The organism is Pseudomonas sp. 2hn (genome assembly GCF_019646095.1).
Classification (GTDB): domain Bacteria; phylum Pseudomonadota; class Gammaproteobacteria; order Pseudomonadales; family Pseudomonadaceae; genus Aquipseudomonas; species Aquipseudomonas peradeniyensis.
In genome coordinates this window covers 1,757,491-1,777,539 of record NZ_CP081016.1, presented here as the reverse complement: position 1 = coordinate 1,777,539, position 20,049 = coordinate 1,757,491, and the positions used below count along the sequence as shown (strand labels likewise).

The following is a 20,049-nucleotide window of genomic DNA, read 5'->3' as shown; positions in this document are numbered from 1 at the left end:
ATTTTGGGGCTGCTACGCAGCCCTTTCGCGGCACAAGGCCGCTCCTACACTGGGGACAGAGGAGGATTGAAGACATGCACCAATGGATCAACGCCCTCGCCGACCATCAAGCCCGCGGCGAACCCTGCGTCCTGGTGACCATCATCGAGGAACGCGGCTCCACGCCGCGCAACGCCGGCTCGAAAATGGTGGTCAGCGCCAGCGCGTTGTACGACACCATCGGCGGCGGCCACCTGGAATTCAAGGCCCTGCACATTGCCCGGCAGATGCTCGAGGAACACCGCAGCACCCCACACCTGGAGCGCTTCAGCCTTGGCGCCAGCCTCGGTCAGTGCTGCGGCGGCGCCACCGTGCTGCTGTTCGAGCCGATGACCGGCGTGCAGGCCGAGATCGCGGTATTCGGCGCGGGCCATGTCGGCCGCGCTCTGGTACCCTTGCTCGCCGCGCTGCCCTGCCGGGTGCGCTGGATCGACTCGCGCGAGCAGGAGTTCCCCGACGTCATCCCCAACGGGGTGAGCCGGATCGTCAGCGAAGAGCCGGTCGACGAAGTCGCCGACCTGCCCGCCGGCAGCTACTGCATCGTCATGACCCACAATCACCAGCTGGACCTGGAACTGACCGCCGCGATCCTCAAGCGCAACGATTTCACCTGGTTCGGCCTGATCGGCTCGAAGACCAAGCGCGTCAAGTTCGAGCACCGCCTGCGCGAGCGCGGTTTCGACGACGCCCTGATGGCGCGAATGCGCTGCCCGATGGGCCTGGCCGAGGTCAAGGGCAAGCTGCCGATCGAGATCGCCGTGTCCATCGCCGCCGAGATCATTGCCACCTACAACGCCTGCTTCGGCCAGCACGACGCTGCCGCCAACTCAGGCCCCATCGCCCAGTTGCTGCCATCCTCGCGACGCAGCCAGACACTTTGACGAGAGCCCCATGAGCGCAACCCGCAAAGCCTACCGAGCCGCCATCCTGCACAGCATCGCCGATCCTGCCGAAGTCGGCCTGGAGGCGTCCTGCGAATACTATGGAGATGGCCTGCTGGTGGTCGACAACGGCCGCATCAGCGCCCTGGGCCATGCCAGCGAGCTGCTGCCGACCCTCGACGCCGACATCCCGGTGCAGCACTACCAGGACGCCCTGATCACCCCGGGCTTCATCGACACCCACATCCACTTCCCGCAGACCGGCATGATCGGCTCCTACGGCGAGCAACTGCTGGACTGGCTGAACACCTACACCTTCCCCTGCGAGAAGCAGTTCGCCGACAAGGCCCACGCCGACCAGGTGGCGAAGATCTTCCTCAAGGAGCTGCTGCGCAACGGCACCACCACCGCCCTGGTGTTCGGCAGCGTGCACCCGGAGTCGGTCAATGCCCTGTTCGAGGAGGCCGAGCGCCTCGACCTGCGCATGATCGCCGGCAAGGTGATGATGGACCGCAACGCCCCCGACTACCTGACCGACACCGCCGAATCCAGCTACCGCGACAGCAAGGCGCTGATCGAGCGCTGGCACGGCAAGGGCCGCCTGCACTACGCGGTCACCCCGCGCTTCGCGCCGACCAGCACGCCGGAGCAGTTGAGCGTGGCCGGCCAGTTGCTCAAGGAGCACCCGGGCGTGTACATGCACACCCACCTGTCGGAGAACCTCAAGGAGATCGACTGGGTCAAGTCGCTGTTCCCCGAGCAGAAAGGCTACCTGGACGTCTACGACCATTTCGAGCTGCTCGGCGAGCGCTCGGTGTTCGCCCACGGCGTGCACCTGTGCGACGACGAGTGCCAGCGCCTGGCCGAGACCGGCTCGGCCATCGCCTTCTGCCCGACCTCCAACCTGTTCCTGGGCAGCGGCCTGTTCAACCTGCCCCAGGCCGAGCGTTTCAAGGTCAACGTGGGCTTGGGCACCGACGTCGGCGCCGGCACCAGTTTCTCGCTGCTCAATACCTTGAACGAGGCATACAAGGTGATGCAGTTGCAAGGCGCGCGCCTGCACCCGTACAAGTCGCTGTACCTGGCCACCCTCGGCGGCGCCCGCGCCCTGCGCCTGGACGACCGCATCGGCAGCCTGCGCCCGGGCAATGACGCCGACTTCGTGGTGCTCGACTACAAGGCCACGCCGCTGCTGGACTACCGTCTGCAGCAGTCGAAGAACATCGAGGAGACCTTGTTCGTGCTCACCACCCTGGGCGACGACCGCACCGTACGCGAGACCTACGCCGCCGGGCGTTGCGTGCACCAGCGCTGACAAGATCGCGGGGCTCCGTGGGAGCGGGCTTGCCCCGCGATAAGCGGCTAGGGCTGCTTCGCCAACCCGCGGTACAAAGCCCCGCCAATCGCCGCGCCGATCAGCGGTGCCACCCAGAACAGCCACAGCTGCTGCACGGCCCAGCCACCGACGAACAACGCCGGCCCCGTGCTGCGCGCCGGGTTCACCGAAGTATTGGTCACCGGGATCGAGATCAGGTGAATCAAGGTCAGCGCCAGGCCGATGGCGATCGGCGCGAACCCCGCCGGTGCCCGTGCGTCCGTGGCGCCCATGATGATCACCAGGAACATCGCGGTCATCACCACTTCGCTGGTGAAGCCTGCCGCCAAGGTGTAGCCGCCGGGCGAGTGCTCGCCGTAGCCGTTCGATGCCAAGCCGTTGGCCAGCTCGAAACCGGCCTTGCCACTGGCGATGAAGTAGATCACCGCCGCGGCGAGGATCGCGCCGATCACCTGGGCGATCACATAGGGCAGCAACTCTTTGGCCGGGAAGCGCCCGCCCACCACTAGGCCGAACGACACGGCGGGGTTGAGATGACAACCGGAGATATGACCGATGGCGAAAGCCATGGTCAGGACCGTCAGGCCGAAGGCGAAGGCGACACCGAGGACACCGATGCCGACCGGGGAGCTTGCGGCCAGCACCGCGCTGCCGCACCCGCCGAGGACCAACCAGAACGTGCCGACCAACTCGGCACCCATGCGCACACCCAGGGACGAACTCATGGAGCATTCCTCAAGTAATTGGACGCAACGACTGCGCAAGCCCAACTGCTTGATGAAGGTTTGCTGAAGAGAAATCTAGCAGAGCTTTGGCCGGTGGCCAGAAACGACCAGGGGCCGCAAAGCGGCCCCTGGTTCATGCAGGCAAACGATCAACCCTTGGCGGTGGCCTTGGGCTTTTTCAGCAGGTGCGAGAACACCGCGTGCAGATCGTCCGAGGCGCTCTCCTCGTCGAGGTTGAGCTTGCTGTCGATATGGTCCATGTGGTGCATCATCAGGCTCACCGCCTGTTCGGCGTCACGGGCCTCGATGGCGTCGATCAGTTGCATGTGCTCGTCGTACGAGCAGTGCGAGCGGTTGCCACTTTCGTACTGGGCGATGATCAGCGAGGTCTGCGACACCAGGCTGCGCTGGAAGCTCACCAGCGGCGCATTGCCTGCGGCCTCGGCCAGCTTGAGGTGGAACTCGCCGGACAGGCGGATACCGGCGCCGCGGTCCCCGCGGGAGAAGCTGTCGCGCTCCTCGCGGACCATCTGGCGCAGTTCGTTGAGCTGCTCGGCGGTGGCGTGCTGCACGGCCAGTTCGGTGATGGCGCGCTCGACCATGCGCCGAGAGAAGAACACCTGGCGCGCCTCTTCCACCGTAGGGCTGGCCACCACCGCGCCGCGGTTCGGCCGCAGCAGCACCACGCTTTCATGAGCCAGGCGCGACAGCGCGCGGCGGATGATGGTGCGGCTGACGCCGAAGATCTCGCCCAGTGCTTCCTCGCTCAACTTGGTGCCCGGGGCCAGGCGCTGCTCGAGGATCGCCTCGAAGATGTGCGCGTAGACGATGTCGTCCTGGGTACCGCTGCGACCGGCCTTGCCGGTACGCGCAGGTTTTTTCAGAGGTTGCAGCTGTTCGTTCATGGGCGCTCGAGCACAAGGGATCTGCCAGTCGGACCGTGACTGTAATGCCCGTCGACGGGGGGATGGCAAGTCCGGAAAGAAGATAATGGGCCAAGGTATGGCGCCATTGTACACAGGCTGACCCGTTTCTGCAGGTGGCCTTTTACCTATATAGCCGTTGTACGACCGTTTGTACGCACAAAAGATAAAACATTATTTGCTTTATTTGTACACAAAAGCATAATCCTGCGAGCAACTTCCTGACCCATAAGTCAACAAAATGGTCGGACGTCTGCCACACCCTCCCTCGCGAAGCCCCCAAGTGCATCGGCTCAGGACCAGGCTTCGAACAACAAGAAAGACTTGAGGAGTACTCGCTGTGGAAAGCCGCAAATCCGAAGCACCTACGCTGGATCTCGCCCCACCGCTCGAATCGGGCTGGCTGGAGCGGATTTTCAAACTCAAGCGACACGGCACGACCGTCAGGACCGAACTGATCGCCGGGGTGACCACCTTCATCACCATGGCCTACATCATCTTCGTCAACCCCAACATCATGGCCGACGCCGGCATCGACCACGGTGCGGCATTCGTCGCCACCTGCATCGCCGCCGCGCTGGGTTGCCTGCTGATGGGCCTGTATGCCAACTGGCCGGTGGGCCTGGCGCCGGGCATGGGGCTCAACGCCTTCTTCACCTACACCGTGGTCGGCACCATGGGCTACAACTGGGAAACGGCGCTGGGGGCGGTATTCGTCTCGGGCGTGCTGTTCATGTTCCTGACCGTTTCGCGGGTGCGCGAGTGGCTGCTCAACAGCATCCCGGTAAGCCTGCGCCATGCCATGGGGGCCGGCGTCGGATTGTTCCTCGGGCTGATCGGCCTGAAGACCGCCGGCATCATCGTCGACAGCCCGGCCACCCTGGTCAAGCTGGGCTCGCTGCATGAGCCCGGCCCGCTGCTGGCGGCCGTGTGCTTCCTGTCGATCGCCATTCTCAGCTACAAGCGGGTGTTCGGTGCGATCCTGATCAGCATCATCGGCGTCACCCTGGCCGGCTGGGGCCTGGGCCTGGTCAAGTTCGGCGGGGTGATGTCGATGCCGCCGAGCCTGGCGCCGACCTGGATGGCCATGGACGTGGCCGGGGTGTTCAACGTCAGCATGATCAGCGTGGTGCTGGCGTTCCTGTTCGTGCACATGTTCGACACCGCCGGCACGCTGATGGGCGTGGCCCAGCGTGCCAACCTGGTGGCGCCGGACGGACGCATCGAGAACCTGTCGCGGGCGCTGAAGGCCGACAGTACCTCCAGCGTGTTCGGCGCGGTGGTCGGCGTGCCGCCGGTGACCAGCTACGTGGAAAGTGCCGCGGGCGTGGCGGCGGGTGGGCGTACCGGCCTGACGGCCGTGGTGGTCGGCGTGCTGTTCGTTGCCGCGATGTTCTTCGCCCCGCTGGCCGGGATGATTCCGGCCTATGCCACCGCCGGCGCGTTGATCTACGTGGCGATGCTGATGATGGGCAGCATGGCGCATATCGAGTGGGACGAAGCCACCGACAGCATTCCGGCGATCGTCACGGTGATCATGATGCCGCTGACCTTCTCGGTGGCGGACGGCATTGCCCTGGGCTTCATCAGCTATGTGGCGCTGAAGGCCGGGACCGGCAAGTACAAGGAGATCTCGGCGAGCCTTTGGGTGCTGTGCCTGATTTTCATTGCCAAGTTCGTATTCCTCTGACTCCACAGCAACAACCAAGGGCGCCTCGGCGCCCTTTCTTTTTGCCTGTTAATGACGATCCCCTGTAGGAGCGGCCTTGCGCCGCGAATGGGCTGCGCAGCGGCCCCAGGATCTGGGCATCATGCAACATTGCCGGGGCTGCTACGCAGCCCATTCGCGGCGCAAGGCCGCTCCTACAGGGCAGGTCGCACCCGAGATGTAAAAAAGCAGGCGAAAAAAAGCCCGCCAGTGTGAGAGCGGGCCAAGGACCTACGAAGATTCTTCTAGCGACCAACTAGCTTCCACGATAGGTCGAATAGCTGTACGGCGAGATCAGCAGCGGCACGTGGTAGTGCTCCTGCTGCTCGTCGATACCAAAGCGCAGCACGACCACGTCGAGGAACGCGGTGCCCGGCAGCTTCACGCCCTTGGCGCGGTAGTAGTCACCGGCGCTGAACTGCAGTTGATAGACGCCGGTGCGGTAGTCGTCGCCCTGCAGCAACGGCGCGTCGACGCGGCCATCGCTGTTGGTCAGGGCGGTGTTCACCAGCTCCAGCTGCTGGCCTTCGACGCGGTACAGCTCGACCTTGATCGAGCTGCCCGGGCAGCCATGCGCGGCGTCCAGTACGTGTGTGGTCAATCGTCCCATTTGCTTGTCGCCTCTTGTCGTATGCGTGGGCAAAAAATACACGGCAATCACCGGGCACGGGGCCTGCGGCGTGCGGGAATGACGTCATTAAGACAGTTTACCGATAAATTGTACACAATTTTTTATCCCCTCCCGCGCAACCTCCACAGAACAGGCCGCCAGTCGCAAAGACACGCGCCATGCCGCCGTCCTTGGCATTAGTTGACCAATCAGGCAGGTTTCTTGCAAGCCATTCTTACGCGACAAATGGGAAGAAATGCGGAAAAACAGGCTTACAAAAGATTTCAGAAGTTGTATACAATAAGCCCATCCGGTGGTGCGACATCCCGACGCGGCCCGCCCCACCCACCGCATTAACGAACAAGAAGGAAGACTGCAGTGAGCGCTGACTACCCACGCGACCTGATCGGTTACGGCAACAACCCACCTCATCCGCAATGGCCGGGGAATGCCCGCATTGCACTGTCCTTCGTGCTCAACTACGAAGAAGGTGGCGAGCGCAACATCCTGCACGGCGACAAGGAGTCCGAAGCGTTCCTTTCCGAAATGGTCGCCGCCCAGCCGCTGCAGGGCGTGCGCAACATGAGCATGGAGTCGCTGTACGAATACGGCAGCCGCGCCGGCGTCTGGCGCCTGCTCAAGCTGTTCAAGGACAGCGGCGTGCCACTGACCATCTTCGCCGTGGCCATGGCCGCCCAGCGCCACCCCGACGTGATCCGCGCCATGGCCGAGGCCGGCCACGAGATCTGCAGCCATGGCTACCGCTGGATCGACTACCAGTACATGGACGAAGCGCAAGAGCGCGAGCACATGCTCGAGGCCATCCGCATCCTCACCGAGATCACCGGCGAGCGCCCCGTGGGCTGGTACACCGGCCGCACCGGCCCGAACACCCGGCGCCTGGTGATGGAGGAAGGCGGCTTCCTCTACGACAGCGACACCTACGACGACGACCTGCCCTACTGGGAACCGAACAACCCGACCGACAAGCCGCACCTGGTGATCCCCTACACCCTGGACACCAACGACATGCGCTTCACCCAGGTCCAGGGTTTCAACTGCGGCGAGCAGTTCTTCCAGTACCTGAAGGACGCCTTCGACGTGCTCTACGCCGAAGGCGCCGAGGCACCGAAGATGCTCTCGATCGGCCTGCACTGCCGCCTGGTCGGCCGCCCGGCGCGCCTGGCCGCGCTCAAGCGCTTCGTCGACTACGCCAAGAGCCACGAGCAGGTCTGGTTCGCCCGTCGCGCGGACATCGCCCGCCACTGGCACGCCACCCACCCGTACAAGAAAGAGAACGCCTGATGACCGCCTTCAAGACCCTCAAGCCTTCCACCCTCGAGCGCGCCGCCTTCGTCGCTGCCTTCGCCGACATCTACGAGCACTCGCCGTGGGTCGCCGAGAAAGCCTACGACCTGGGCCAGCTGGCCGAGCTGGACGAGATCGAGGCGCTGCATCAGCGCATGAGCGACATCCTGCTCAGCGCCAGCCATGCCGAGCAACTGGCACTGATCAACGCTCACCCGGACCTGGCCGGCAAGGCCGCCATCCAGGGCGAGCTGACCGAGTCGAGCACCAATGAACAGGCCGGCGCCGGCATCCACCAGTGCACCGCCGAGGAGTTCGCCCGCTTCACCGAGCTGAACGACGCCTACAAGGCCAAGTTCCAGTTCCCGTTCATCATGGCGGTCAAGGGCAGCAACCGGCACCAGATCCTCGCCGCCTTCGAAAAGCGCATCCACAACGACCAGGATGCCGAGTTCAAGGAAGCCCTGGCGCAGATCAACCTGATCGCCCTGTTCCGCCTGCTGCAGCTGTAAGCGACAGCCGAACTTTTCAGTACAACGAACATATAAGAGAGACCCGCATGCGCACCCTGATGATCGAGCCCCTGAGCAAAGAAGCCTTCGCCCCCTTCGGTGACGTGATCGAAACCGACGGCAGCGACCACTTCATGATCAACAACGGCTCGACCATGCGCTTCCACAAGCTCGCCACGGTCGAGACCGCCGAGCCCGAGGACAAGGCGATCATCAGCATCTTCCGCGCCGACGCGCTGGACATGCCGCTGACCGTACGCATGCTGGAACGCCATCCGCTGGGCAGCCAGGCTTTCATCCCGCTGCTCGGCAACCCCTTTCTGATCGTGGTCGCGCCAGTTGGCGATGCACCTGTATCAGGCTTGGTCCGAGCCTTCCGCAGCAATGGCAGGCAGGGCGTTAATTACCATCGCGGCGTCTGGCACCACCCGGTGCTGACGATCGAAAAGCGGGATGACTTCCTGGTGGTTGATCGCAGTGGTTCTGGCAACAACTGCGATGAGCATTACTTCCCCGAGGAACAGATGTTGATCCTCAATCCCCACCAATAAGAAAAGGTCGGTCATCCAAGGTCCGCCCTGAGGGTGGCCGGCGAGAGGTACATACTGTGGAAGCACACCTTCACGAATGGCTGAACCTGAGCATTCGCTGGGTTCACATGATCACCGGTGTCGCCTGGATCGGTGCATCGTTCTACTTTGTCTGGCTGGAGAACCACCTGAACCGAAGCAACCCGCGCGATGGGTTGTCGGGTGACCTCTGGGCCATCCACGGCGGTGGTATCTACCACCTGGAGAAATACAAGCTCGCGCCGCCGAAAATGCCCGAGAACCTGCACTGGTTCAAATGGGAAGCCTACTTCACCTGGATGTCCGGGATCGCCCTGCTGTGCGTGGTGTTCTACTGGAACCCGAGCCTCTACCTGCTGGCGCCCGGCAGTACCCTGAGCGGTGCCGAAGGCGTGGCCATCGGTATCGGTTCGCTGGTTGCCGGCTGGTTCATCTACGACTTCCTGTGCGACTCGCCCCTGGGCAAGCAGCCGGCCCTGCTGGGCGCCGTGCTGTTCGTGCTGATCATCGCCGCCTGCTGGGGCTTCAGCCTGGTGTTCAGCGGCCGTGGCGCCTACCTGCACACCGGCGCGATCATCGGCACCATCATGGTCGGCAACGTGTTCCGCATCATCATGCCGGCCCAGCGCCAGCTGGTGGCGGCGATCGAGAACAACCAGACCCCCGACCCGGTACTGCCGGCCAAGGGCCTGCTGCGTTCGCGCCACAACAACTATTTCACCCTGCCGGTGCTGTTCATCATGATCAGCAACCACTTCCCGAGCACCTACGGCAGCCAGTACAACTGGCTGATCCTGGCCGGGATCGCGGTGGCCGCAGTACTGATCCGTCACTACTTCAACACCCGCCACGACAGCAACAAGTACGCCTGGACCCTGCCCGTCGGTGCCCTGGCGATGATCTGCCTGGCCTACGTGACCGGTCCCAAGCCGCTGCCGACCGCCCCGGAACAAGCCGCCGCCAAGGTCGAGTACCAGCCGCTGCCAGCCACCGCCGTCGGTGGCAAGACCGCCGCCGAGCTGCGCGCCGAGGAGGCCGCCAAGCCTGCCCAGGCACCGGCTGCGGAACCAGCCCAGGCCACGGCCCAGGCGGCCACCGGCAGCTTCGACAAGATCCACACCGTCATCCAGGAACGCTGCACCGTGTGCCACTCGGCCAAGCCGACCAGCCCGCTGTTCAGCGCCGCTCCTGGCGGCGTGATGTTCGACACCCCGCAGCAGATCCAGGCCCAGGCCGCGCGCATCCAGGCGCAGGCCGTCGCCAGCCAGATCATGCCGCTAGGCAACATCACCCAGATGACCGTCGAGGAGCGCAAGCTGGTCGGCGACTGGATCGCCAACGGCGCGCGGGTCAACTGATACACCCCACGACTGCGTGGGCGCGGGCTTGCCCCGCGATGAGGCCGGTACTCCCGGCCTCGCTTCCAAGCTCTACGTAACAAGCAAGCATCGAGCGTTCGGCTTCACGCGGGTCCCCAGCCTCCTTCACCGGAGCCTGCCACATGAAGCCGCCCGCTTGGATCCGAGAATAAAAACAAAACTCGAGGTGCTGCATGTCCGAGTCACCCAAGGCGTACATCCCTGTTGCGCCGCCACGACAGCCCCTGCCCTTGTTCCAGCTGATCCTGGTGGGTCTGCAACACGTTCTGCTGATGTACGGGGGCGCCATCGCGGTGCCGCTGATCATCGGCCAGGCGGCGGGCCTGTCCCGCGAAGAAGTCGCCTTCCTGATCAACGCCGACCTGCTGGTCGCCGGCGTTGCCACCATCATCCAATCCTTCGGTATCGGCCCCGTGGGCATCCGCATGCCCGTCATGATGGGCGCCAGCTTCGCCGCGGTCGGCAGCATGGTGGCCATGGCCGGCATGCCCGGTGTCGGCCTGCAGGGGATCTTCGGCGCGACCATCGCCGCCGGGTTCTTCGGCATGCTGATCGCGCCGTTCATGTCCAAGGTCGTGCGTTTCTTCCCGCCGCTGGTGACCGGCACGGTCATCACCTCCATCGGCCTGTCGCTGTTCCCGGTGGCGGTCAACTGGGCCGGCGGCGGCCATGAGGCGCAAGCCTTCGGCGCGCCGATCTACCTGATGGTCGCCGGCCTGGTTCTGGCGGTGATCCTGCTGATCAACCGCTTCATGCGCGGTTTCTGGGTCAATGTGTCGGTACTGGTGGGCATGGGCCTGGGCTATGTGCTCGCCGGTTCCATCGGCATGGTCGACCTGTCTGGCCTGAGCGAGGCGCCGTGGTTGCAGGTGGTCACCCCCCTGCACTTCGGCATGCCGACCTTCAGCCTGGCGCCGATCCTGTCGATGTGCCTGGTGGTGGTGATCATCTTCGTCGAGTCCACGGGCATGTTCCTCGCCCTGGGCAAGGTGACCGATCGTGAAGTCACGCCGGGTATGCTGCGACGCGGCCTGCTGTGCGACGCTGGCGCGTCGTTCATCGCCGGTTTCTTCAACACCTTCACCCACTCCTCGTTCGCCCAGAACATCGGCCTGGTGCAGATGACCGGGGTTCGCTGCCGCTACGTCACGGTGATGGCCGGCGCGCTGCTGATCCTGCTCAGCCTGCTGCCCAAGGCGGCCTTCCTGATCGCCTCGATCCCACCTGCGGTACTGGGCGGCGCGTCCATCGCCATGTTCGGCATGGTCACCGCCACCGGGATCAAGATCCTCCAGGAAGCGGATATCGCCGACCGGCGCAACCAGCTGCTGGTCGCGGTCAGCGTCGGTTTCGGCCTGATCCCGGTGGTGCGGCCGGAGTTCTTCGCGCAGATGCCACAGTGGATGGAGCCCATCACCCACAGTGGCATCGCCATGGCCACCCTCAGCGCCCTGGTGTTGAACCTGCTGTTCAACATCCTCGGCGGCGCCGACCGCGCCGCGCACAACGATGCCTGTCACCAGCATTGAGTGACCAGGGGCGGCGCCGTGCCGGCCGCCCCGTTCCAACCACGCGGTAACGCTGGACCGTCGGCCCGCCGGAATGGGCCGCCCGGGGCGCTTGCGCGCCGAAAAAGCCCTTACAAAAACAATAAGTCCGGGAATCACAACATGAAGCGCATCACCACGTCCGTCCTGCTGGGCAGCAGCCTGCTGGCCACCCTCCCCGCCCACGCCGGCGAATGGCTGCAATGGCACGGCGAAAGCCTGTCCTACCTGTACGGCAAGGACTTCAAGGTCAACCCCGACATCCAGCAGACCATCACCTTCGAACATGCCAACAAGTGGAAGTACGGCGACACCTTCCTGTTCGTCGACAAGATCTTCTACAACGGCAAGGCCGACCCCGGCAAAGGCGTGACCACCTACTACGGCGAATTCAGCCCGCGCCTGTCGTTCGGCAAGATCTTCGAGCGCAACCTGGCCTTCGGTCCGATCAAGGACGTGCTGCTGGCCATGACCTACGAACGAGGCGAGGGCGACAACGAGGCCTACCTGATCGGCCCCGGCTTCGACCTGAACGTGCCCGGCTTCAACTACTTCACCCTGAACTTCTACCTGCGCAACACCGAAGGCAGCCGCCCCGGCGACAACGTCTGGCAGATCACCCCGGCCTGGTCGTACACCATCCCGGTGGGCAAGTCCGACATCCTGATCGACGGCTACATCGACTGGGTGGTCGACAACGACCAGACCCGTCGCGGCACCTACCACGCCAACCTGCAGTTCAACCCGCAGGTCAAGTACGACCTGGGCAAGGCCCTGAACCTGGGTGCCAAGCAGCTCTACGTCGGCTTCGAATACAGCTACTGGAAGGACAAGTACGGCATCGACAGCCACGGCAACGTGGACAGCAACCAGAGCGTGGCCAGCGCCCTGGTGAAGGTGCACTTCTGAAAAACTGACCGAACGCCCAAATTTTCACCACCGTGCTCCAGGACGGAGCACTTGAGGCCCGGCGCGCAAGTGAGTAATCTGCGCGCCCCCTCGATCGGGGCGGGAAGGATCCCGCCCGCGTTTGCTGACCGCTCAGTCAATGTTTCCGGGCGGTTGGCCAACGTGTTGCCAGCGTGAAATACCCATTTCATCCGTTCAGAAAGACGTCGAGCAGGATGGTTGTGCCCAACGTGGAAAAGTTGGCGCAGCTCTTGCCAAACAGCTGTGGCCAATTGAAAAAAGCTGACCCAAAAGACAAGAACAGCGCCCGAGCGCTGACAACAGATCCAATCAAGGGAGCGACACTCGCAATGCGTACCGTTAATAGCCTGATCCTCGCCGGTGGCCTGCTGGCCTGCGGCGCCAGCCAAGCCGGCGACCTGCTGCAATGGCAGAACAACAGCCTGACCTACCTGTGGGGCAAGAACTTCAAGGTCAACCCCGAGATCCAGCAGACCGTGACCTTCGAGCACGCCGATGCGTGGAAGTACGGCGACAACTTCTTCTTCCTCGACAAGATCTTCTACCAGGGCAAGAAGGACGCCAACAACGGCCCCAACACCTACTACGGCGAGTTCAGCCCACGCCTGTCGTTCGGCAAGATCTTCGACCAGAAGATTGAGTTCGGCCCGGTGAAGGACGTGCTGCTGGCGATGACCTACGAGTTCGGCGAAGGTGACACCGAGTCGTACCTGATCGGCCCCGGCTTCGACCTGGCCATCCCCGGCTTCGACTACTTCCAGCTGAACTTCTACCAGCGCACCACCGACGGCAGCCGTCCGGGCGACAATGTCTGGCAGATCACCCCGGTCTGGTCCTACACCATCCCCGTGGGCTCGTCCGACATCCTGATCGACGGTTTCATGGATTGGGTGGTCGACAACGACGAGAACCGTCGCGGCACCTATCAGGCCAACCTGCACTTCAACCCGCAGGTCAAGTACGACCTGGGCAAGGCGCTGCACCTGGGCGAGAAGCAGTTGTACGTGGGTATCGAGTACGACTACTGGAAGAACAAGTACGGCATCAAGGACAGCGATGCCTTTACCACCGATCAGAACACCATGAGCTTCCTGGTGAAAGTGCACTTCTGATCACACAGCGCTCAGGCTCTGTCTGACGTGGGAGCGGGCTTGCCCCGCGATCGCTATCGCGGGGCAAGCCCGCTCCCACGCCCCTGCGCTACTCAATGCGCAGGGCGTAGCGCCTGCCACAGCTTGCCGACGACGCTCACCACCGCCAGCACCACCGCCCCCGCAATCACCCCTGCCACACCATTGAGCAGCGCCCCGGTCAACGCCCCGCCCCGCCCTTCGCTGAACGCCTCGATGGCGTGATGCAGCGGCGCGATGCCGTGCACCAGGATGCCGCCGCCGACCAGGAACATCGCCGCGGTGCCGATCACCGACAGGCTCTTCATCATGTACGGCGCGGCGCGCAGGATGCCGTTGCCCACCGCCTGGCTCAGCGCCGAGGCTTTCTTGGTCATCCACAGCCCCAGGTCATCGAGCTTGACGATGCCGGCCACCAGGCCATACACCCCCAGGGTCATGACGATCGCGATCCCTGACAGCACGATGATCTGCTGGCTCAACGGCGCATCGGCCACGGTGCCCAGGGTAATGGCGATGATCTCGGCGGAGAGGATGAAATCGGTGCGCACCGCGCCCTTGATCTTGCTCTTCTCAAAAGCCACAAGGTCGACCTGCTCGTCCGCCACAGCCGCCTTGCGCGCCTCGTGCTGCGCCTCATCCTCGGCCTTGCTGTGCAGGAACTTGTGCGCCAGCTTCTCGAAGCCCTCGAAGCACAGGTAGGCGCCACCGACCATCAGCAGCGGAATCACCGCCCAGGGAATGAACGCACTGATCAACAGCGCCGCCGGCACCAGGATCGCCTTGTTCACCAGCGAGCCCTTGGCCACCGCCCACACCACCGGGATCTCGCGCTCGGCGCGCACGCCGGTGACCTGCTGGGCGTTGAGCGCCAGGTCATCACCCAGCACCCCTGCGGTCTTCTTTGCCGCGACCTTGGTCATTAACGAGACATCGTCGAGTACCGTAGCGATATCGTCGATCAATACCAGTAAGCTGCTTCCTGCCATGTCAAAATGTTTCCAGTAGGTTCGTATGGCCGGGATTCTAGCCCAAAGACGCTGCCTTGAGCGCTCGTCCGGGCGGGTGCTACCATGCCGGACCCCATTGCAGGGGGCCAGACAACAGGAAGACCCCTGACAATGAGCACCATTCGCGAGCGCAACAAGGAACTGATCCTGCGCGCGGCCAGTGAAGAATTCGCCGACAAGGGCTTCGCCGCCACCAAGACCAGCGACATCGCGGCCAAGGCCGGCCTGCCCAAGCCGAACGTGTATTACTACTTCAAGTCGAAGGAAAACCTCTACCGCGAGGTGCTCGAGAGCATCATCGCGCCGATCATGCAGGCCTCGACGCCGTTCAACGCCGACGGCGATCCGAAAGAGGTGCTCAGCGCCTACATCCGCTCGAAGATCCGCATCTCCCGCGACCTGCCCCACGCCTCCAAGGTGTTCGCCAGCGAGATCATGCATGGCGCGCCGCACCTGTCGCCGCGCCAGGTCGAGCAGCTCAACGAGCAGGCCCGCCACAACATCGAGTGCATCCAGCGCTGGATCGAGCGCGGCCAGATCGCCCACGTCGATCCGCACCACCTGATGTTCAGCATCTGGGCGGCGACGCAGACCTACGCGGATTTCGACTGGCAGATCGCCGTGGTGACCGGCAAGGCCAAGCTGGCCGACAGCGACTATGACGCGGCGGCGGAGACCATCATCCGCCTGGTGTTGAAGGGCTGCGAGCCCGAGACGGCCTGAACCAACGCGCTTGCCCCTTCGCGGGTAAACCCGCTCCCACAGGATCACCACAACCTTCGACATTGTGATGAACCTGTGGAGCGGGTTTACCCGCGAAAGGGCCAGCAGCGTCAATAGAGAATCAGGCGGCCACCCCCGCATCCGCCGTCAGCCCCACCTCTTCGATCGCACTGATCGCGCACTGCTCGTCGATATCCGAGGTATCCCCGCTGATCCCGACAGCCCCCAGCACCTTGCCGTCCCGATCACGGATCAGCACCCCGCCCGGCACCGGCACCACCGGCCGCTCGCCCAGCCCGTTCAGCGCGGCATAGAACGCCGGCCGCTGCTGCGAATCCAGCGCCAGCAGGCGCGAGCCCTTGCCCAGGGCCACCGCGCCCCAGGCCTTGCCGATGGCCACCTGCGGACGCAGCAGGGTGGCGCCATCCTCGCGCTGCAGCGCCAGCAAGTGCCCGCCGGCATCCAGCACCGCCACGGTCAGCGGCGCGGCGTTGATCTTGCGGCCCGCGGCCAGCGCGGCGTTCACCACGCCGACAGCGTCTTTGAGGGTCAATGCGTTCATGAAAAGGTCCTCTTCTTGTTGTGAGAAGCCCTGAGGGCAGTTGAAAACCAGTAGACAGAATAGAACACAACGAAGACACGCTTTGTATACAATTATTTGAATCAATCCTGCCAAGTGCGACGAAATGCCGCCTCATCGCCCAATGACCGCTCAGTCAACGCCGCCGACGAAAATGGATTGACCTTTTGCGCCGAGCATGAATACACTCTGCCGCAACACAAGTTGTATACAATTACAAAATCGATGAGGCACAAACCATGAGCAAAATGAGAGCAATCGATGCAGCCGTTCTGGTCATGCGCCGTGAAGGTGTAGATACCGCGTTCGGCATTCCGGGGGCTGCCATCAACCCGCTGTATTCGGCCCTGAAGAAAGTCGGTGGCATCGATCACGTCCTCGCTCGCCACGTCGAAGGTGCCTCGCACATGGCCGAGGGCTACACCCGCGCCAACCCGGGCAACATCGGTGTGTGCATCGGCACCTCCGGCCCTGCCGGCACCGACATGGTCACCGGCCTGTACAGCGCCTCTGCCGACTCCATCCCGATCCTCTGCATCACCGGCCAGGCACCGCGCGCACGCCTGCACAAGGAAGACTTCCAGGCCGTCGACATCACCAGCATCGTCAAGCCGGTGACCAAGTGGGCAACCACCGTCCTGGAACCAGGCCAGGTGCCCTACGCCTTCCAGAAAGCCTTCTATGAAATGCGCACCGGCCGCCCGGGCCCAGTGCTGATCGACCTGCCGTTCGACGTACAGATGGCCGAGATCGAATTCGACATCGACGCCTACGAGCCGCTGCCAGTACACAAGCCACAAGCCAGCCGCGTACAGGCCGAGAAAGCCCTGGCCCTGCTCAATGACGCCGAGCGCCCACTGCTGGTGGCCGGTGGCGGCATCATCAACGCCGACGCCAGCGACAAGCTGGTCGAGTTCGCCGAACTGACCGGCGTGCCGGTAATCCCGACCCTGATGGGCTGGGGCACCATCCCGGACGACCACGAACTGATGGTCGGCATGGTCGGCCTGCAGACCTCGCACCGCTACGGCAACGCCACCCTGCTCAAGTCCGACCTGGTGTTCGGCATCGGCAACCGCTGGGCCAACCGCCACACCGGTTCCGTCGACGTCTACACCGAAGGCCGCAAGTTCGTGCATGTGGACATCGAGCCGACCCAGATCGGCCGCGTATTCACCCCGGACCTGGGTATCGTTTCCGACGCCGGCAAGGCACTGGACGTGTTCCTGGAAGTAGCCCGCGAGTGGAAAGCCGCAGGCCTGCTCAAGTGCCGCAAGGCCTGGCTGGAAGACTGCCAGCAGCGCAAGGCCACCCTGCAGCGCAAGACCCACTTCGACAACGTGCCGGTCAAGCCGCAGCGCGTGTATGAAGAGATGAACCAGGTGTTCGGCAAGGACACCTGCTACGTCAGCACCATTGGCCTGTCGCAGATCGCCGGCGCGCAGTTCCTGCACGTGTACAAGCCACGCCACTGGATCAACTGCGGCCAGGCCGGCCCACTGGGCTGGACCATCCCGGCCGCCCTCGGTGTGGTCAAGGCCGATCCGAAGCGCAAGGTCGTCGCGCTGTCCGGTGACTACGACTTCCAGTTCATGATCGAAGAACTGGCGGTGGGCGCGCAGTTCAACCTGCCGTACGTCCACGTGCTGGTGAACAACGCCTACCTCGGCCTGATCCGCCAGGCCCAGCGTGGTTTCGACATGGATTACTGTGTACAACTGGCATTCGAGAACATCAACGCCACCGACGCCGCCACCTACGGTGTCGACCACGTCGCCGTGGTCGAAGGCCTGGGCTGCAAGGCCATCCGCGTGTTCGAACCGGCCGACATCGCCCCTGCCCTGCTCAAGGCGCAGAAGATGGCCGAAGAGTTCCGCGTGCCGGTGGTGGTCGAAGTGATTCTCGAGCGCGTGACCAACATTTCCATGGGCACCGAGATCAACGCGGTCAACGAGTTCGAAGACCTCGCCCTGGTCGGCAACGACGCGCCGACCGCCATCTCGCTGCTGGACTGATCGCCTGACGCCCCCGCGCCTTGCGCGGGGGTCTTCAACGCAAGGAGACGACTTATGCCTCGCTTCGCCGCCAACCTGTCCATGCTGTTCACCGAACAGGACTTCCTGGCCCGCTTCAAGGCCGCCGCCGACGCTGGTTTCAGCGGTGTCGAATACCTTTTCCCGTACGATTTCAGCGCCGCCGAGATCAAGCAGCAGCTCGACGCCCACGGCCTGACCCAGGTGCTGTTCAACCTCCCCGCCGGCGATTGGGCCAAGGGTGAGCGCGGCATCACCTGCCATCCTGACCGCGTCGAGGAGTTCCGCGCCGGCGTCGACAAGGCCATCGAGTACGCCAAGGTACTGGGCAACACCCAGGTCAACGCCCTGGCCGGCATCCGCCCCGAAGGCCTGGACTGCGCCACCGTGCGCAAGACCTTCGTGGAAAACCTGCGCTACGCCGCCGACAAGCTCAAGGCCGCCGGGATCCGCCTGGTCATGGAAATGATCAACACCCGCGACATCCCGGGCTTCTACCTGAACACCACGAAACAGGCCCTGGAAATCCAGGCCGAGGTGGGCAGCGACAACCTGTTCCTGCAGTACGACATCTATCACATGCAGATCATGGAAGGTGACCTGGCGCGCACCCTGGAAACCAACCTGAAGCTGATCAACCACGTGCAGCTGGCCGACAACCCGGGCCGCCACGAGCCGGGCACCGGCGAGATCAACTACCGCTTCCTGTTCGAGCACCTGGACCGCATCGGCTACCAGGGCTGGGTGGGCGCGGAGTACAAGCCCAAGACCACCACTGAGGCGGGCCTGGGCTGGCTCAAGACCCACAACGCAATCTAAGGATGCACACGGTTCCTGTAGGAGCGGCCTTGTGTCGCGATGGGCTGCGCAGCAGCCCCCGGCAATCGCTGAAATGGCCGAAATCGTGGGGCCGCTGCGCGCCCCTTTCGCGGCACAAGGCCGCTCCTACAGGGGCCTGGTCGCCTGTTCATACAAATACAAAGAGGCAGAACTCTCATGGCTAAAATCGGTTTCCTCGGCACCGGCATCATGGGCAAGCCCATGGCGCAGAACCTGCAAAAGGCAGGTCACAGCATCTTCGTTTCCACCCACCACGACGCAGCACCGGCCGACCTGATCGCCGCCGGCGCCGTGGCCCTGGCCAACCCGAAGGAAGTGGCCCAGGAAGCCGAGTTCATCATCGTCATGGTCCCGGACACCCCGCAGGTCGAGAGCGTCCTGTTCGGTGAGAACGGCGTCGTCGAAGGTGTCGGCCCGAACAAGGTGGTGATCGACATGAGCTCGATCTCCCCCACCGCCACCAAGGCCTTCGCCGAGAAGATCAAGGCCACCGGCGCCGCCTACCTGGACGCACCGGTGTCCGGCGGCGAAGTCGGCGCCAAGGCCGCGACCCTGAGCATCATGGTCGGCGGCTGCCCGAAAGCCTTCGAGCGCGCCCTGCCGCTGTTCGAAGCCATGGGCAAGAACATCACCCGCGTCGGCGGCAACGGCGACGGCCAGACCGCCAAGGTGGCCAACCAGATCATCGTCGCCCTGAACATCCAGGCCGTCGGCGAAGCGCTGCTGTTCGCCGCCAAGAACGGCGCGGACCCTGCCAAGGTGCGTGAAGCGCTGATGGGCGGCTTCGCCTCGTCGAAGATCCTCGAAGTACACGCCGAGCGCATGATCAAAGGCACCTTCGACCCGGGCTTCCGCATCAACCTGCACCAGAAGGACCTGAACCTGGCCCTGCAAGGCGCCAAGGAACTGGGCATCAACCTGCCCAACACCTCCAACGCCCAGCAAGTGTTCAGCACCTGCGTGGCGCTGGGCGGCGGCAACTGGGACCATTCGGCGCTGATCAAGGGCCTGGAGCACATGGCCAACTTCTCGATCCGCGACGAGAAATAACCTGTACCGGCCTCTTCGCGGGGCAAGCCCGCTCCTACAGAAATGCGTGGTCCGTGTAGGAGCGGGCTTGCCCCGCGAAGAAGCCAACACCGATGAACCTGCAACCACAGGCCCATCAGGTGAAACCGAGCAACACCCGCCCCTGGTTCAGCCTGCACGGAGGCAGTTCCAGGGGCGTTTTCGATTGTGCAAAACAACAAGAATCTGGGAGCCTGC

At 63.8% G+C, this 20,049-nt stretch carries 19 protein-coding genes; 14 read left to right on the top strand and 5 right to left on the bottom strand.

Annotated elements, in window-relative coordinates; all coding sequences use genetic code 11:
* Positions 1-74: 74 nt before the first annotated feature.
* Positions 75-920, top strand: a complete 846-nt coding sequence (gene xdhC / locus K2O50_RS08235; protein WP_050706593.1) for a xanthine dehydrogenase accessory protein XdhC — start codon at positions 75-77, stop codon at positions 918-920.
* 10 nt (positions 921-930) lie between these two features.
* Positions 931-2,235: a guanine deaminase gene (guaD, locus tag K2O50_RS08230; protein ID WP_050706594.1), complete on the top strand. Its 1,305-nt coding sequence runs from the start codon at positions 931-933 to the stop codon at positions 2,233-2,235.
* A 47-nt stretch (positions 2,236-2,282) separates the two neighbouring features.
* Here the strand turns inward: guaD and aqpZ are convergent, their stop codons facing one another.
* Positions 2,283-2,981, bottom strand: a complete 699-nt coding sequence (gene aqpZ / locus K2O50_RS08225) for an aquaporin Z (protein WP_050706595.1) — start codon at positions 2,979-2,981, stop codon at positions 2,283-2,285.
* A 149-nt stretch (positions 2,982-3,130) separates the two neighbouring features.
* Complete coding sequence (locus K2O50_RS08220) at positions 3,131-3,886, bottom strand: GntR family transcriptional regulator (protein ID WP_028692849.1); 756 nt, start codon at positions 3,884-3,886, stop codon at positions 3,131-3,133.
* Between the two features lie 358 nt (positions 3,887-4,244).
* Here K2O50_RS08220 and K2O50_RS08215 point away from each other — a divergent pair, with 358 nt between their 5' ends.
* Positions 4,245-5,594 carry an NCS2 family permease gene (locus K2O50_RS08215; RefSeq protein ID WP_050706596.1) on the top strand — a complete coding sequence of 450 codons (1,350 nt, stop codon included), beginning with the start codon at positions 4,245-4,247 and terminating at the stop codon, positions 5,592-5,594.
* A gap of 274 nt (positions 5,595-5,868) precedes the next feature.
* Here the strand turns inward: K2O50_RS08215 and uraH are convergent, their stop codons facing one another.
* Positions 5,869-6,222 (bottom strand): hydroxyisourate hydrolase, encoded by a 354-nt coding sequence (uraH, locus tag K2O50_RS08210; RefSeq protein ID WP_050706597.1) that lies wholly within the window; start codon positions 6,220-6,222, stop codon positions 5,869-5,871.
* Positions 6,223-6,600: 378 nt separating this feature from the next.
* On the opposite strand from uraH, the gene puuE reads away from it, so the two are divergent.
* The 7 genes from puuE to K2O50_RS08175 all read left to right on the top strand — a co-directional run bounded on the left by puuE (position 6,601) and on the right by K2O50_RS08175 (position 13,579).
* Positions 6,601-7,527 (top strand): allantoinase PuuE, encoded by a 927-nt coding sequence (gene puuE, locus K2O50_RS08205; RefSeq protein ID WP_028692846.1) that lies wholly within the window; start codon positions 6,601-6,603, stop codon positions 7,525-7,527.
* The gene (gene uraD, locus K2O50_RS08200; protein WP_028692845.1) at positions 7,527-8,042 is read left to right on the top strand and encodes a 2-oxo-4-hydroxy-4-carboxy-5-ureidoimidazoline decarboxylase; all 516 of its coding nucleotides are present in this window, start codon (positions 7,527-7,529) and stop codon (positions 8,040-8,042) included. The genes puuE and uraD overlap by 1 nt, the downstream gene beginning before the upstream one ends.
* Before the next feature lie 47 nt (positions 8,043-8,089).
* Positions 8,090-8,593, top strand: a complete 504-nt coding sequence (locus tag K2O50_RS08195; protein WP_050706598.1) for an ureidoglycolate lyase — start codon at positions 8,090-8,092, stop codon at positions 8,591-8,593.
* Positions 8,594-8,649: 56 nt separating this feature from the next.
* Positions 8,650-9,969: a urate hydroxylase PuuD gene (locus K2O50_RS08190; RefSeq protein WP_050706599.1), complete on the top strand. Its 1,320-nt coding sequence runs from the start codon at positions 8,650-8,652 to the stop codon at positions 9,967-9,969.
* Between the two features lie 194 nt (positions 9,970-10,163).
* Positions 10,164-11,519, top strand: coding sequence for a nucleobase:cation symporter-2 family protein (locus K2O50_RS08185; protein ID WP_028692843.1), 1,356 nt, complete (start codon positions 10,164-10,166; stop codon positions 11,517-11,519).
* Between the two features lie 141 nt (positions 11,520-11,660).
* Positions 11,661-12,446 (top strand): outer membrane protein OmpK, encoded by a 786-nt coding sequence (locus tag K2O50_RS08180; RefSeq protein WP_023629830.1) that lies wholly within the window; start codon positions 11,661-11,663, stop codon positions 12,444-12,446.
* Positions 12,447-12,796: 350 nt separating this feature from the next.
* Positions 12,797-13,579, top strand: coding sequence for an outer membrane protein OmpK (locus tag K2O50_RS08175; protein ID WP_050706601.1), 783 nt, complete (start codon positions 12,797-12,799; stop codon positions 13,577-13,579).
* Positions 13,580-13,671: 92 nt separating this feature from the next.
* Here K2O50_RS08175 and K2O50_RS08170 read toward each other — a convergent pair whose 3' ends face one another.
* Entirely contained in the window at positions 13,672-14,586 is a 915-nt protein-coding gene (locus tag K2O50_RS08170; protein ID WP_062574707.1) for a DUF808 domain-containing protein, read from the bottom strand.
* Between the two features lie 132 nt (positions 14,587-14,718).
* Here K2O50_RS08170 and K2O50_RS08165 point away from each other — a divergent pair, with 132 nt between their 5' ends.
* Positions 14,719-15,330 carry a TetR/AcrR family transcriptional regulator gene (locus K2O50_RS08165; RefSeq protein ID WP_050706603.1) on the top strand — a complete coding sequence of 204 codons (612 nt, stop codon included), beginning with the start codon at positions 14,719-14,721 and terminating at the stop codon, positions 15,328-15,330.
* 121 nt (positions 15,331-15,451) lie between these two features.
* Here K2O50_RS08165 and K2O50_RS08160 read toward each other — a convergent pair whose 3' ends face one another.
* Positions 15,452-15,892, bottom strand: a complete 441-nt coding sequence (locus K2O50_RS08160; RefSeq protein WP_028692837.1) for a heme-binding protein — start codon at positions 15,890-15,892, stop codon at positions 15,452-15,454.
* A gap of 257 nt (positions 15,893-16,149) precedes the next feature.
* Between K2O50_RS08160 and gcl the strand changes: the two genes are divergently transcribed.
* From gcl to K2O50_RS08145, 3 genes are all read left to right on the top strand, one after another.
* A complete protein-coding gene (gcl, locus tag K2O50_RS08155) occupies positions 16,150-17,925 on the top strand; it encodes a glyoxylate carboligase (RefSeq protein WP_050706604.1) in 1,776 nt (591 codons plus the stop codon).
* A 54-nt stretch (positions 17,926-17,979) separates the two neighbouring features.
* Positions 17,980-18,762 (top strand): hydroxypyruvate isomerase, encoded by a 783-nt coding sequence (gene hyi / locus K2O50_RS08150; RefSeq protein WP_050706605.1) that lies wholly within the window; start codon positions 17,980-17,982, stop codon positions 18,760-18,762.
* A gap of 177 nt (positions 18,763-18,939) precedes the next feature.
* Positions 18,940-19,833: a 2-hydroxy-3-oxopropionate reductase gene (locus K2O50_RS08145; protein WP_050706606.1), complete on the top strand. Its 894-nt coding sequence runs from the start codon at positions 18,940-18,942 to the stop codon at positions 19,831-19,833.
* Positions 19,834-20,049: the final 216 nt, after the last annotated feature.